General features: G+C 72.0%; 6 protein-coding genes and 1 riboswitch. Of the genes, 2 read left to right on the plus strand and 4 right to left on the minus strand.

What is annotated here, in order from left to right:
* Positions 1-220 precede the first annotated feature (220 nt).
* Positions 221-460, minus strand: a riboswitch (cobalamin riboswitch).
* A gap of 219 nt (positions 461-679) precedes the next feature.
* Positions 680-1,681 carry a ferric reductase-like transmembrane domain-containing protein gene (locus GBN72_RS33055; RefSeq protein ID WP_151775678.1) on the plus strand — a complete coding sequence of 334 codons (1,002 nt, stop codon included), beginning with the start codon at positions 680-682 and terminating at the stop codon, positions 1,679-1,681.
* Positions 1,682-2,142: 461 nt separating this feature from the next.
* Here the strand turns inward: GBN72_RS33055 and GBN72_RS33060 are convergent, their stop codons facing one another.
* Positions 2,143-2,892, minus strand: a complete 750-nt coding sequence (locus tag GBN72_RS33060) for an SDR family oxidoreductase (protein WP_151775679.1) — start codon at positions 2,890-2,892, stop codon at positions 2,143-2,145.
* Between the two features lie 550 nt (positions 2,893-3,442).
* Here GBN72_RS33060 and GBN72_RS33065 point away from each other — a divergent pair.
* On the plus strand, positions 3,443-4,213 hold the full coding sequence (locus tag GBN72_RS33065; protein WP_151775680.1) for an AfsR/SARP family transcriptional regulator: 771 nt from the start codon (positions 3,443-3,445) through the stop codon (positions 4,211-4,213).
* A gap of 26 nt (positions 4,214-4,239) precedes the next feature.
* Here GBN72_RS33065 and GBN72_RS33070 read toward each other — a convergent pair whose 3' ends face one another.
* The 3 genes from GBN72_RS33070 to GBN72_RS35730 form a co-directional block, all read right to left on the minus strand.
* On the minus strand, positions 4,240-7,119 hold the full coding sequence (locus GBN72_RS33070; RefSeq protein WP_164541013.1) for an ATP-binding protein: 2,880 nt from the start codon (positions 7,117-7,119) through the stop codon (positions 4,240-4,242).
* Between the two features lie 152 nt (positions 7,120-7,271).
* Entirely contained in the window at positions 7,272-10,433 is a 3,162-nt protein-coding gene (locus GBN72_RS33075; RefSeq protein WP_151775682.1) for a type I polyketide synthase, read from the minus strand.
* 43 nt (positions 10,434-10,476) lie between these two features.
* The coding region (locus GBN72_RS35730; RefSeq protein ID WP_151775690.1) for an SDR family NAD(P)-dependent oxidoreductase at positions 10,477-14,606 on the minus strand (4,130 nt) is incomplete at its 5' end.

The raw sequence follows: 14,606 nt of genomic DNA on the forward strand, positions 1-14,606 counted from the left end.
TCCTCGGCGGAAGTCAGCACCGTGCGGTCCGTTCCGTCGAGAAGCAGGCCGGTCTGCGTCCCACAGGGCCGACAGTGACACGCTTGGTCACGGACATGTCCTCCTTCGTGGTCCCGAACTTCTGCTCAGGACAGGGCAGGAGGCACGGCGCAGCCTGCGCCGTTCGGCCGTCGGTACCGCCAACCCAGTCCACGAGGTCACCGTGCACGACCCGCACGCTCACGTACGGGCGCAGTGGCAGGTCTTCGGACTCGTGGGCACGCCCGCCGGGGGTCCGGCGGAGCGCCTACCGGCCGTCGCTTCCCCGGCCCTCGTCCATGGCGGGCCCAGTGCTGTTGACGGCTGTCGTTCCCACTCACCGCTGCGGGACAGTCCCGGCTTCGCACCGGGTTCCCTCTTGCGTCACGCCGCCCAACGCCTGACCGGGCAGGAGGCGCGAACCGACTGCAGGCATCAGCGTAGGGTGGCGCGTTCCCCGGCGGCAGTGGCGCGTCACCGGTTGTCCGAATGCCTACGGTCGCGAGCTGCGCTCCACAACCAAAGGAGGGGCCGGCCGGTCATCGGGAGTCACACTGGCCGGATGCCGCCTCGGTAATCCCGCCCGCCTCGATCACACTGGTGGCGCCCACCACACCCGCACACCGAGCATCGGTGTCCCGCGCTCACCGGAAGGCCCGTCATGCTGCCACAGACGCCGTCGGGAGACGACGGCACGACCACCCTGCCCGCCCGTGACGGACGCCCCGCCGATCGGGTCCTCCTGCGCACGGATCTGCGTGCCACGTTGCCCGACGCGACCGCAGCGTTCGTGGTCACGGCGGCCGTCTTCGCTCTCCTGTGGGCGCGTATGGGCTCCGGCGATTCGGCGACGGTCGCGATCATGCCGTTCATGGACGACCCAGGTACCTACTGGATGTACCTGCTCAGTCAGGCATTCGGGTGGTCGGGACTGCTGTGGGCCTGGGGCACGGTCATGCTCGGCTTGCTGCTGTCCGGGCCGAGACCCGGCCGATTACCGGTCTCCCGGCAGGTCTTGGAGCGCTGGCACCGTACCACGAGCCTGACGACGATGGCCCTGATGCTGGCCCACGCGCTGATGTTCGCGGCCGAACTCGTCCGCTACGAGACCGAGTTGCCGTGGGTGAAGCGGCTGTGGACCGGTTTCGCCGACTCCTTCGTGCCCGGCTGGTACGACTCCGGAACCGGACAGATCGCCATTCCCATCGGCCAGGGGGCCCTCTACCTCGCCGTGCCGCTCGGCCTGCTGTTCTACGTCCGGCACCGCATCGGCGCCCGCACCTGGCGGCGACTGCACCGCTTCGTGGTCGTCGTGTACGTGCTGAGCGTGTGGCACACACTGCTGTACGGCACCAACGTCTGGTACGGCGAGTGGCCCCGCACGGCGCTGTGGCTGCTGCAACTCCCCGTCGCCGCAATGCTGCTCGTGAGACTGCTGCGGCCGGCCCGCCGCGCGGAACGGCTGGGCATGCCGGTCCGACGCCCGGGCGGCGCTCCGCGCGACCGGACGCTGCCGGGCTGGACCTTGCGGGCGGCGGGCAGGGTCGCTGTCGCGGCCGTCGTCGTCGGCATCATCGCCGTGGTCGTCTCGGGGCACGACGGCGGCAGGGAACGACCGGCAGAGGCGCCGGTCAGCAGCCCGCACCCGAAGGAGACAGGATGACCGCGAGACCGGCCTCGGGAGCGGGGGCGGTACGACGCAGTCCGCCGACGGCCGCCGCGCGGTCGGTCCGTGCGCCCGGTTCGACCGGTCCCGGTCGGTGATCTCGCCGACCGGCGGAAACCGCGACGATGTCACGCGGCCGCTGCCCTCCTCCTCGCCAAGGTGCCGTCCGTCGCGGACCTGGTCCGACGACCGTGCCGGTCGCCCGGCGTGGTGCTCGGCGAATGGGGGGCTCCGTCCACGACACGTAACCGTCGGCTCGTACGGCCCTGGGCGTCGAACCGGTGATCGCTCCCGCCGCGGTGTCCCGCACGGTTCGGGGATCGGAGTGCACCGGTGGGTCGTCGAGCGCGGCCTCGCGCGGCTGCGCGGGCCGCGCCTCCCTGCCGGGTCCGGAGCGGGTCCGGCCGGTCCCTCAGGCCGGGCATGTCCCGTGAGCGGCCGGGGAGGCACGGCCGTTCTCAGACCTCGCCCCCGTCGACGCGGATGTTCTCGCCGGTGATCCAGCGGGCGTCCGGGCCTGCGAGGAGGCCGACGGCGTCCGCGATGTCGACGGGCCGGCCGAGCCGGCCGAGCGCCGTCGCCCGGGCCACGGCTGCGAGCGTCTCGTCGGTGTGGGCCGAGCGCAGCAGGTCGGTGTCGGTGGCGCCCGGCGAAACGGTGTTGACGGTGATGCCCCGAGTTCCCAGCTCCCGGGCGGCGACGGCGGTCAGCTGCTCCACCGCTCCCTTGCTGGCGGCGTACGCGGCGCTGCCCGGCCAGGCGCGGCGGGTGCCGACCGTGGAGATGTTGATGACTCGGCCGTCGTCGCGCATGTGCCGTGCGGCGAACTGCACGGTCTGGAAGACCGACCTGGTGTTCAGCGTCATGAGGCGGTCGTAGTCGTGCCAGTCGAGTTCCTCGATCGGGGCCATGCGAGCGTGTGCGGCGTTGTTGACGAGGATGTCGAGCGCGCCGAGCTTCCGGTGGGCGTATTCCATGAGCCGTGTCGCCGCGTCGTTCTCCGAGAGGTCCCCCCGCACGGCGTGGGCGCTGCCCGGGCCGACGCCGGGGGCGGCGGCCGCCCGCTCCACCGCTGCCGCCGCCCGGTCGTCGCGCGCGTAGGTGAAGACCACCTCGGCGCCGTCCCGTACCAGTCTCTCCACGATCGCCCGTCCGATGCCGCGGGAACCGCCTGTCACCACTGCCGTTTTTCCGTCCAGTACCGCCATGTTTTCCTCTTTCGCCGTGCCATGGTCCGCCGGAGCCGGGCCCGGCCACTGCGCTGAGGGCCGGACCCGGCCCCCGTATGCACCCGGCATACGGCAAGGCGCCGGCCTGCGCGGCGGGTCGGGCGGCGGTGCGTGCGGCAGCGGTGCGTGCGGCAGCGGTGCCTGCGGCGGGGACGGGCGGGCGGAAGCCTCTGCGGGTGGCGTGGCCGACGGGTCCAGGGCTGTCGGCGGCCTTCACGCCGATGCCGATGTCCAACACACCTCCTGCGGCGGGGCACTGCGGAGTACGGACCGGTCCGTTCCAAGGCCCGACTTCTGCACCAGGAAGGATAGCCCGCTGAACCAGCTGGTTCAGTGCGGCGGCGCCAATCCATCCGCATACCGTCAGATTTGGAGCGAAAGGCATCACGTAAGTGATGCGGTGCGCCATGGGCCGGGCACCGAGTACGTGGTTTCCCTGATGTGGAAACGGAGTTGGCTTTGCGAAGCTCTAGGCAGACGTTGCGGACTCAACGACGCGCCCGCTGCCGGCACTTCCGATGGGGGAGAAGTGAAGTTCGAGATCCTGGGCCGCCTTCGCGTCCTCGACGGGGACCGCTACCTCGTCCCCAGTGCCCACAAGGTCCGCGCGCTCCTGTCCGCCCTGCTGATCCGCGCGAACGAGGTGGTGTCCGCCGAGCAGTTGATGTACGAGGTGTGGGACGAGAACCCGCCGCGCCGTGCGCGGGCCGCCCTGCACGTCTACGTGTCGCAGCTGCGCAAGCTCCTGGCCGACCCCGACGTCGACGACAACCCGATCCTCACGCAGCCTCCGGGATACCTCATCCGGGTGCCGTGCGGTGATCTGGACCTGAACGTCTTCCGCCGGCTGACGCAGCAGGGCCGCGCCCATGTACGTGCCCAGCGGTACGAGGAGGCGACGGTGGCGCTGCAGAGCGCCCTCGACCTGCTGCACGGCGAGGAGCTGGACCGGCTCCAGGGCGGCAGCATCACCACCGGTTTCGTGACCTGGCTGAAAGAGGTGCGCCTCGAGAGCCTCGAAATGCTCATCGAGTCCAACCTGGCCCTCGGCCGCCACCGCGAGTCGGTCAGCACCCTCCAGTCCCTGACCGCCCGCTACCCGCTCCACGAGGCCTTCTACCGGCAGTTGATGATCGCCCTCTACCGCAGCGACCGGCGTGCCGAGGCGCTCCGCACCTACCAGACGGCGCGCAACACGCTCCGCGCCGAGCTCGGACTCGACCCCTGCGCCGCACTGTTCGAGCTCCAGCACGCCATTCTGCTGGCGGACGACCGGCTGTACCTGCGTCCGGCCGTCTGACCGCGTGCGGCCGAGGAAGTGCCGTCTCAGGCGGCTCGTGCCATCAGCCGGGCCAGCGCGGCGCGCGACGGCACGTTCAGTTTGCGGTAGATGCGGGACAGGTGGACCTCCACCGTCCTCGGACTCAGGCACAGCTGTTCCGCGATCTCCTTGGTCCTGCGGCCGCTTCCGGCGATGCCCGCGATCTCCCGTTCCCGGTCGGTCAGGCACGACAGGTCGAGGCGGCGCTCCCGTCCGCCCGGAGGCTCGTCGCCGGCGGCGTCCCTCGCGGAGCTCCCCTGCCGTCCCTTCCCGGCGGCCAGCAGGACCGGCGAACCGCACTGCATGGCCAGCTCCCTGGCGGGCCTGAGCATCTCCGCCGCACGGTCCGGACTGCCGCCGGCCGCCGCGCACCGGGCAGCGAGCGTCAGCGCACGGGCCTGCGAACCGAGCGCCCCATGGGTCGCGAACAGGTCCGCCGCCTCCCGGTAGCGCATCGCCGCCTCGTCCACATCTCCACGCGCGCTCAGCACATGCCCCTGCGCCGAGAGCGCGAACGCCCGCTGGTAGGGGAGACCCACGGCCTCCGCCACCTTCATCGCCTGCTCGGCGTACTCGGCGGCCCACGGGCTGCCCTGCGCGATCGCCGCCGCACACAGCAGTTCGAAGCACTGGGCGCGCAGCACCAGGGTGAGGTTGGGCAGCGCGGCACCGCCGCCGGCGTCGAGCACGAGCGCCATGCAGCGCTCGGCGTCCTCCTCCATCTCCACGGACGCCGCCAGGCACATGGCGGCGCCCAAGCTGTACCAGTACGTGCCCGGGGGCAGCCCGTTGATGAGCCGCTGGGCGCGGGAGACGGCCCGCTTGCTGTCGTCCGTACGGCTCAGCCAGATCGCGCAGTTGGCCTCCAGGGCCAGCGCCATCTCCCTGACCTGGACGGCACCCACCCTGCGCGCCCATTCCTTCACCTCGACCGCCGCGCGCCGCGAGTCGCCGATGCGTCCCATCGTGCTGTACGCCAGGCTCAGCCCGATCAGGAACAGGGCGAGCGTGCTGGTCTCTCCGGACTCCTTCGTCAGCGCCACTCCCCTGCGCATCGTGGCCTCGGCGTCCGCGAAACGGGCGAGGCCCAGTTGCGCCCAGCCGAGCAGCGCCAGGCAGTCGGGGCTCTCCGCGATCTCCGCGTCGGCCAGCTGCTCGACGCACACGGCACTCTCATCGAGAGCGGCCTCGGCCGTGTCCATGTCGCCGGACGACGCCGCCCCCAATGAACGCAGGGCCATCGCCGCGGCCGTCGAGGTGTGGCAGCCGTACGTGTGTGCGATCCTGGCCGCCAGGGCCACCGTCCCCGGGTCGAGCGTGTGGCCGTCGAACAGGCCGACCACGCCGCGCCGCACCAGCAGCCCCACCTCCTCCAGCGACGCGTCGTCACCGAAGGAGGCGAGCGCCCCGTCCAGGGTGGCCTCGGCCTCCGAGTAACGCCCCAACAGGGTCTCGATCATGGCGCTCCGCTCCACGGCCTTGGCCCAGATCCGCCGCGGCAGCGCGGAGCCGAGTGCCACGGCCTCCCTCAGCAGCGGCAGCGCGTCCTCGAACCGCTCGGCCGCGCAGAGAGCGCGGCTCAGGGCGAGCAGCACCTCCCCGCGCACGAGCGGCGGCAGTTGCATCCGCAGCGCGACCTCCAGCCAGGCGATCGCCCGGTCCGCCGCCGGCAGCACCTCCGCCGCGGCGCGCAGCAGGACCTCCACGTCGCCCGAGTCCGAGCCGTCCGGTGCGGCGGCCACATGGGCCGCCAGCGCGGAGGCGGGTGCCCGCGTGTTCCGCAGGTGGTCGACGGCCCGCCGGTGGGCCTCCCGGCGCCAGCAGTTGTCGACCGCCCCGTACACCGCGTCGCGCACCAGCGGGTGCCGGAACACGAGCACGGAGGCCGGGTCGGAGCGGCGCAGCAGGTCGCGGCTCAGCAGGGCGCTCGCCGCGACACAGGCACGGTCACGTTCGACTCCGGCCACCGCGGCGAGCGCCGTGACGTCGAAACTCCCGTCGAGCACCGCCCCGGCTTCCAGGACCCACCGCTCCTCACGCCTCAGCTGGGAGATCTCGCCCTGGACCAGCGACGCGAGGACCTCACCGTGGGGCTCGTCCGCCAGGGCCAGCAGGTACTGCGGGACGCCCTGGCTCTCACGGTGCAGGTCCACACAGCGCCGGTTGTGCGCCTCCGTGGACAGCAACTCCGCCGACTGCCCGAGCGTCAGCTCGCCGAGTGTGATCCGCTCGACGACACCGGACGCGACGCCCTGCGCGAGGGCGCTCCTCAGCCACGGGAACATCTGCCGGGGCCGATGCGAGAGCACGATCAGCAGCTGTTCGTTCACGGGATAGCGGATGAGGTAATCGATGAGTTCCGCGGAATAGTGGTCCATCCAGTGGCAGTCGTCCAGGATCAGCACCGTCGGACGGTTGCGAGCAATCCGCCCCAAAAGGCCACGCATGGCGGGAAGGAGAAGACCTCGCGACAACTCCACACCACTGGCGCCGGATTTCTCAGAGGCATTCTGCGCCCCACTCGGATCAGTGATCCCGTCGGAAATATGAACGGAGGATTGCGCCCATATTGCACGCACCAGAGCCGCGGCGTCGTGCGGCAGGTCACGCGACGCCTCGAGCACCGATCCGCAGTCGAAGGTGGCCGTGATCGAGTGCAGCGGCACCTTCTGGTCGAGTTCCGTCGCCCGCCCGTGCGCCACCACGAAACCCCGGCTTCTGGCCTCGTCCATCAGCGCGGCCAGCAGCTTTGTCTTTCCGGACCCGGGGTCCCCCGCCAGCTCGACGATACGTCTGCCCTCGCGCGCGCCGGCCAGCGCCTCGATCAGCCTGCGCCGCTCTCCGGGACGCGCGCTCCTCGCACCGGGCGTACCTGGTCCGGCCATTGTTGACGCCAACTCCCTCCGTGCATCTCGCATGGACCAGACTCACGAGCGGGACGTCCGGCCGATGGAAATCGTATGTTCGATGCGAAGGAAAGTGGCCAAGACGCGAAACTTTTGGCCGAAATGGACTTCTGCGCGCTTGCGGTCCTCCGTCATATCGCGGCGGCCGTCACCTCATCCCTCAAGAAATCAGCCAACGCCCCCGGCGTGGGATGGTCGTACATGGCTACGGGCGGTATCAGGAGTCCGGTCGCCTCGCACAGTCGATTGCGTACCTCCAGCGCGGTGAAGGACGAAAATCCCATGTCGAGGAAGTTCTCCGAGACGCCGATGGCGTCCGGGTCGGCGTGCCCGAGGACGTCGGCGGCGTGCTCCCGGACGAGCGCGAGAAGGTGGTCCCTCATCTCCTCGACGGACAGCTCCGACAGGGGGCGGGGCTGGACAGGCTCTGGCGTCCCGCCCGGCGCACCGAGGGACTCGGGCGTGGGGACAGGGCCGGAACGGGCGGTCTCCAGCCAGTACCGCCGGTGCTGGAAGGGGTACGTGGGGAGTTCGACGGTCCGGGCGTCCGGACCGTGGACCGCCTGCCAGTCGATGGTGGTGTCCGTGGACACGAAGAGTTCCCCGACGGACTGCAGGACGGCCACGTCCTCCGGCCGGTCCTTGCGCGACGACGGCACGCAGACGACATCGTCACCCAGGGCCGTCCGGGCCAGCGCCGTCAACGTCGCATCCGGACCCACCTCGACAAAACGCAACACACCCAGATCGTCATGGAGGGTGCGCACGGCGTCGTGGAAACGGACCGCCCCACGCGCATGCGCCACCCAGTAGTCCGGGGAGGACAGCTCCTCCGCCGACGCCTCCTCCCCGGTCAGCGTCGACACCAGCGGGATCACAGGCGTGTGGAAAGTGAGCCCGTCGGCGACCGCGCGGAACTCCTCGAGCATCGGCTCCATCAACGGCGAATGGAACGCATGACTCACCACCAACTCACGACTGCGCACCCCCAGTTCCGTGAGCTTCGACGCGACGCCCGCGACCGCGTCAGCCTCACCCGAGACCACCACGGACACCGGACCGTTGACCGCAGCCAACGACACCCGATCCTCCAGGCCCACCAACAGCGGACCGACCACGTCCTCACCCGCCTGGACCGCCAGCATCGCCCCGCCTCGCGGCAGCGCCTGCATCAACCGGCCCCGAGCCGCCACCAGACGCGCCGCACCACCAAGATCCAGCAGCCCCGCCACATGCGCCGCCGCCAACTCACCGATCGAATGCCCCGCCACGACATCCGGCCGCACACACCACGACTCCCACAACCGGAACAACGCCACCTCGAACGCGAACAACCCCGGCTGCGTCACACCCGTCTCATGCACCAACTCGCCGTCCACAGCATCCGCAAGCGGAACATCCAACAGACCGTCGAACGCCGCCACCACCTCATCGAACGCCGCCGCGAACACCGGGAACGACGCATACAACCCACGCCCCATCCCCACCCGCTGCGACCCCTGCCCCGTGAACAGAAACGCCAACCGACCACCAACAGCAGAACGAGCCGTGCCGGAGCCCAGTACGAGGGCTTCGCTCCTGCCGCCGCCCGCGAGCGCCGCCAGTGCGTCAAGGCCGGCCTCGCGGGAGGGCGCCGCGACGACCGCCCTGTGCCTGAGCCGGCTGCGGGTCGTGGCCAAGGAAAGGCCCGCGTCCGCCGGACGCACGTCCGGGTCGTCGATGAGGAACCGCCGCAGCCGGTCGCCCTGTTCACGGAGGGCTTCCAGGCTCCTGGCCGAGAGGGACCAGAGCACGGGGCCACCGTTCCCCGCCCGCCGGCCGTCGGGTTCCGCCGGCGGTTCTTGCGGGAGGGCCGGCTCCGGGGCCTGCTCGAGGATCACGTGCGCGTTCGTGCCGCTGATCCCGAACGACGACACAGCGGCCCGGCGCGGACGGTCCAGCTCCGGCCAGTCCCGCCGCTCCGTCAGCAGCTCCACCGCACCCGCGGACCAGTCCACATGCGGCGACGCCTCATCGACGTGCAGCGTCTTCGGCAGTACACCGTGCCGGAGCGCCGCCACCATCTTGATCACACCACCCACACCCGCGGCCGCCTGGGCATGACCGATGTTCGACTTCAACGAGCCCAGCCACAGAGGCCTCTCCACCGGCCGGTCCGCACCGTACGTGGCCAGCAACGCCTGCGCCTCGATCGGATCACCCAACCGCGTACCCGTCCCATGCGCCTCGACCACGTCAACATCCGCCGAAGCGAGCCGCGCGTTCGCCAACGCCTGCCGGATCACCCGCTCCTGCGACGGACCGTTCGGCGCCGTCAGACCGTTGCTCGCACCGTCCTGATTGACCGCACTCCCCCGCAACACCGCCAGCACCCGGTGACCACTGCGCTCCGCGTCCGACAGCCGCTCGAGCAGCAGCAGGCCCACGCCCTCGGCCCAGCCGGTGCCGTCGGCGTCCGCCGAGAACGCCTTGCACCGGCCGTCGACCGACAGGCCGCGCTGCCGGCTGAACTCGAGCAGCAGCATGGGTGAGGCGAGGACGGCCACGCCACCGGCGAGCGCGAGGGAGCACTCGTCGTTGCGGAGCGCCTGGGCGGCCAGGTGCAGCGCGACGAGCGACGACGAGCACGCCGTGTCCACCGTCACCGCCGGACCCTCGAAGCCGAAGGTGTACGAGAGGCGCCCGGAGGCGATGCTCATGGCGTTGCCGGTCATGAAGTGACCTTCGTAGCCGGGTGGTGCCTGCTGCGCGCCCGGCGCGTAGTCCTGCGCGACGGCTCCGGCGAAGACGCCGGTGCGGCTGCCACGCAGGGTGGCCGGGTCGATGCCGGCCCGCTCGAACGTCTCCCACGCCGTCTCCAGCAGGAGCCGCTGCTGCGGGTCGGTCGTCAGCGCCTCACGCGGGGACATCCCGAAGAACTCGGCGTCGAACTCGCCCGCCGTGTGCAGGAATCCGCCGTGCCGGGTGTAGGTCGTGCCCTCCCGGTCGGGATCGGCGTCGTACAGGCCGTCGAGGTTCCAGCCGCGGTTCTTCGGGAGTTCACCGACGGCGTCGGTGCCGGACGCGACCAGCTCCCACAGGTCCTCCGGGGACTCCACCCCGCCCGGGTAGCGGCACGCCATGCCGACGATCGCGATCGGCTCGTGGGCGCGGGCCTCCAGTTCCTCGATGCGGGCACGGGCCTTCTGCAGGTCGGCGGTGACCCATTTGAGGTAGTCGAGCAGCTTCTCCTCCTTGGAGGCGCCGGCGGAGGCCGGGGCGCTCGTGGGAGGGGACCCGTTGGTGTTCGTCATGCGTACCGACCTCCATGGACGGTTCGGTGGTGCGGGGCGCGGATCAGTGGTTCGAGGTCCGGCCGAGTTCCTTGTCGATGAAGTCGAAGATCTCGTCGCTGGTCGCCGAGGCGATCTTGCTCGTGTCGTCCTGCTGCGCGGCGGAGCCGGGCCGGTGCTGGTTCCAGGTCGTCAGCAGCCCCTGGATGCGCGTGGCGACGGCCCCGCGCAGGTCGTCGTCCGTGCCGGTCCCGCCGCCGACGGAGAGCAGGGCGGCTTCCAGGCGGTCGAGTTCGGCGAGCAGCGCGGCGTGTCCGGCGGTGCCGTCGGCCTCCGGCTCGTCGGGGGCCAGCCGGGAGCGCAGATGTTCAGCGAGCGCGGCCGGGCTCGGGTGGTCGAAGACCAGGGTTGCGGGCAGGCGCAGCCCGGTCGCCGCGTTGACCCGGTTGCGCAGTTCCACGGCCGTCAGCGAGTCGAAGCCGCTCTCCCGGAAGGAGCGTTCGAGGTCCAGCGCGTCCGGCGAGGAGTGCCCGAGCACCGCGGCGACCTGGTCCCGTACGAGGCCGAGCAGCAGCCGCTGCCGCTCGTCGGCGGGGAGGCCGGACAGCCGCTCGCTCAGCGACGCCTGGTCCGCTCGGGCTCCTCCGGCGGCGGCGCGGCGTACGGGTTTGCGCACGAGCCCTTGGAAGAGCGTGGGCAGGTTCTGCGTGTCCGCGAGGGCGCGGAGCGCGGTGAGGTCGAGGGGTGCCGGGACCAGCGCGGGCCGTTCGGCGGCACGTGCGGCGTCGTACAGGGCAAGGCCCTTCTCAGGTTCGATCGGGACGAGACCGCTGCGCCGGATGCGGGCGAGGTCGGCGTCGTCGAGCTTCCCCGTCATGCCGCTGGTCTGCTGCCACAGTCCCCAGGCGAGCGATGTGGCGGGCAGGCCGTGGGCGCGCCGGTGGGCGGCCAGCGCGTCCAGGGAGGCGTTGGCTGCCGCGTAGTTGGCCTGTCCGGCACCGCCGAGCGTGGCGGACACGGAGGAGAACAGGATGAACTCGGCGAGGTCGTCGCCGCGTTCGCGGGTGAGCCGGTGGAGGTTCCACGCCGCGTCGGCCTTGGGACGCAGGACCGTCTCGAGGCGTTCCGGCGTCAGCGACTCGACCGTGCCGTCGTCGAGGACGCCCGCGGTGTGCACCACCGACGTCAACGGGTGGTCCGCGGGGATCGTTTCGAGCAGGCCGCGGGTCTCGTCGGGGTCGGCGATGTCGCAGGCGGTGATGGACACCGTCGCGCCCAGCGTTTCCAGTTCGCGACGCAGTTCCGCGGCGCCCGGCGCGTCAAGGCCGCGCCGGCTGGTGAGGAGGAGACGGCGGGCGCCGTGCTCGGTCACCAGGTGGCGGGCGACGAGGGCGCCGAGGGAACCCGTGCCGCCGGTCACCAGGACGGTGCCCTCGGGGTCGGGAGCCGTCGGCACGGTCAGCGCGATCTTGCCGACCTGGCGTGCCTGGCTGAAGTACCGGAACGCCTCGGGGGCCTGCCGCACGTCCCACACGGTGACGGGCGGCGGTGTGACGATCCCTTGCGCGAACAGGTCCATCAGGTCGGCGAGCATCCTCTGGATGCGGTCCGCGCCGGCGTCCGCGTGCAGGTCGAACGCCGTGTAGCGCACGCCCGGATGGTCGTCCGCCACGGCCCGCGGGTCGCGGATGTCGGTCTTGCCCATCTCCAGGAAGCGGCCACCGCGCGGCAGCAGCCGCAGTGAGGCGTCCACGAACTCGTGGGCCAGCGAGTCGAGTACCACGTCCATGCCCGCGCCGGCCGTGGCGTCCGTGAAGGCCCGCTCGAAGTCCAGAGTGCGGGAGGAGGCGATGTGCGCGTCGTCCAGGCCGAGGCCGCGCAGGGTGTCCCACTTGCCGGGGCTCGCCGTGCCGAAGACGTCCAGGCCCCAGTGGCGGGCCAGTTGCACGGCCGCCATGCCGACGCCGCCGGCCGCCGAGTGCACCAGCAGCCGCTGGCCCGGCCGGACCTCGGCCAGGTCGCGCAGCCCGTAGTAGGCGGTGAGGAACACGACGGGGACGACCGCTGCCTGCGCGTAGGACCAGCCTGCCGGGACCGGTGCCACCAGGCGGTGGTCGGTGACGGCCACCGGACCCGCGCCGCCGGGGAAGAGGCCCAGGACACGGTCGCCGGGGGCCAGGCCCGTGACACCGGGCCCGACCTCGGTGACGACGCCCGCGGCCTCGCTGCCGAGGAGGGCGTCGCCGGGGTAGACGCCCAGCGCGATGAGCACGTCGCGGAAGTTGAGACCGGCGGCACGGACCGCGATGCGGATCTGCCCGGCCTCCAGCGGTCCGGCCGCCTCGGGGCACGGCACCAGGGCGAGATGGTCGAGGGTGCCCTTGGCGGTGACGTCAAGACGCCAGGCGCCGGTGTCCGACGGCGGTACGAGCACCTGGTCGGAGGCACCCGCACCGGCGCGTACGAACCTCGGCGCGTACAGCGCGCCCTCGCGCACGGCGAGTTCGGTGTCGGCCACCCCGGCGGTGATCGCCGCGAGCGCGGCAGGCAGCGCACGCACCGACTCGTCACGTCCGTCGGTGTCCACCACTGCGATCCTGTCGGGGTGTTCGGACGCGGCCGAGCGCAGCAGACCGTGCAGCGCCGCCCCCGCGATCCCGCCGATCCGCTCGCCCGGGCGTGCTACGACGGCGCCCTCGGTCACCACGACCAGGCGGGCCGTGGGGAGCGCGTCGGCCGCCAGCCACTGCTGGACGAGGCCCAGGCCGGTCGCGGTGAGCGCACGGACCGCGTCGGGTGTGTCGGCCGCCTCGTGGACGGCTTCGGCGTCGTTGCCGCCCAGGAAGACGAGCACGGTGTCGGGCATACGTACCGCCCCGGCCCCGTCGGCCGCGCTCGTCCGGCCCGTCGTACGTCCCGTGACGGCGGCCAGGAGGGCGGTCAGGTCTGCGTGTACGGGCGTCCCTCCGGCCGCGAGGTCGTACGGGTCGGTCCCCACGATCACCGGCGTGGGCTCGTCGCCCCGCGCGCCGGTGCCGGTCCGCGGGCCGCCGGTCACCGCCACGGGCGTCCAGTCGACCGCGAACAGCCCGTCGACGGCCGGGGTGCGCGCGGCGGTCAGCTGCTCCACCGCGACGGGCCGCAGGGTCAACGAGCCGATGCTGGCCACCGGTTCACCGAACGCGTCGGCGAGCCGCACGGTCACCTCGTCGGGGCCCTTGGACGCGAGATGGACCCGCAGCGTCGATGCCCCGGTCGCGTACAGCTCCACGTCGCTCCAGCTGAACGGCAGCCGCGCGCCCCCGTCGAGAAACTCCCCGAAGCCCATGGAGTGCAGTGCCGCGTCCAGCAGTGCCGGGTGCAGGCCGAACCGTTCGGGTGCCGCCGAGTCCCCGACGCGCTTCGCGCCCTCCTCCGGCATCCGTACCTCGGCGAACACGTCGTCGCCGCGCCGCCAGGCGGCGGTCAGCCCCTGGAAGGCGGGGCCGTACTGGTAGCCCTCGTCGGCGAGACGGCCGTAGAGGCCGGCCAGTTCGTCCGGGTCCGCGGGTTCCGCGCCCTCCGGCGGCCACACCTCCCATGCCGGAACCGTCTCGGCGGCATCCGCGGAGCCCGGTACGACGGTCCCCGTGGCGTGGCGGATCCAGGACCGCTCCTCGAGGAGGCCGTCCGCCGCCGCTCCGCCTTCGGTCCGGGTATGGACGGTCACGGCCCGGCCCCCGGACGCGTCGGCGGCGTCGACCGCGATCCTCAGCTGGACGGCGTCGTCGGCCGGGATGTGCAGGGGCGCTTCGAGGGTCAGCTCCTCGACACGGTCGCAGCGTGCCTGCCGCGCGGCGTGCAGCACGAGTTCCACGAACGCCGCGCCGGGCAGGATGACCGTGCCTGCGACAGCGTGGTCTGCGAGCCAGGGGTGGCTGTGCAAGGACAGTCGTCCGGTGAACACGAGGCCGCCGCTCTCGGGCAGTTCGACAGCCGCGCCGAGAAGCGGATGCCCGGCGTCACCGAGTCCCGCGGAGGCCACGTCGGTCACCTGGCCGGTGTTGTCGAGCCAGTGACGGGTGCGTTGGAAGGGGTAGGTGGGGAGGTCGACGATCCGGGCGTCCGGACCGTGGACCGCCTGCCAGTCGATGGTGGTGTCCGTGGAGACGAAGAGTTCCCCGACGGACTGGAGGACGGCCACGTCCTCCGGTC

Source organism: Streptomyces abyssomicinicus (assembly GCF_008974245.1).
Classification (GTDB): Bacteria; Actinomycetota; Actinomycetes; order Streptomycetales; family Streptomycetaceae; genus Streptomyces; species Streptomyces abyssomicinicus.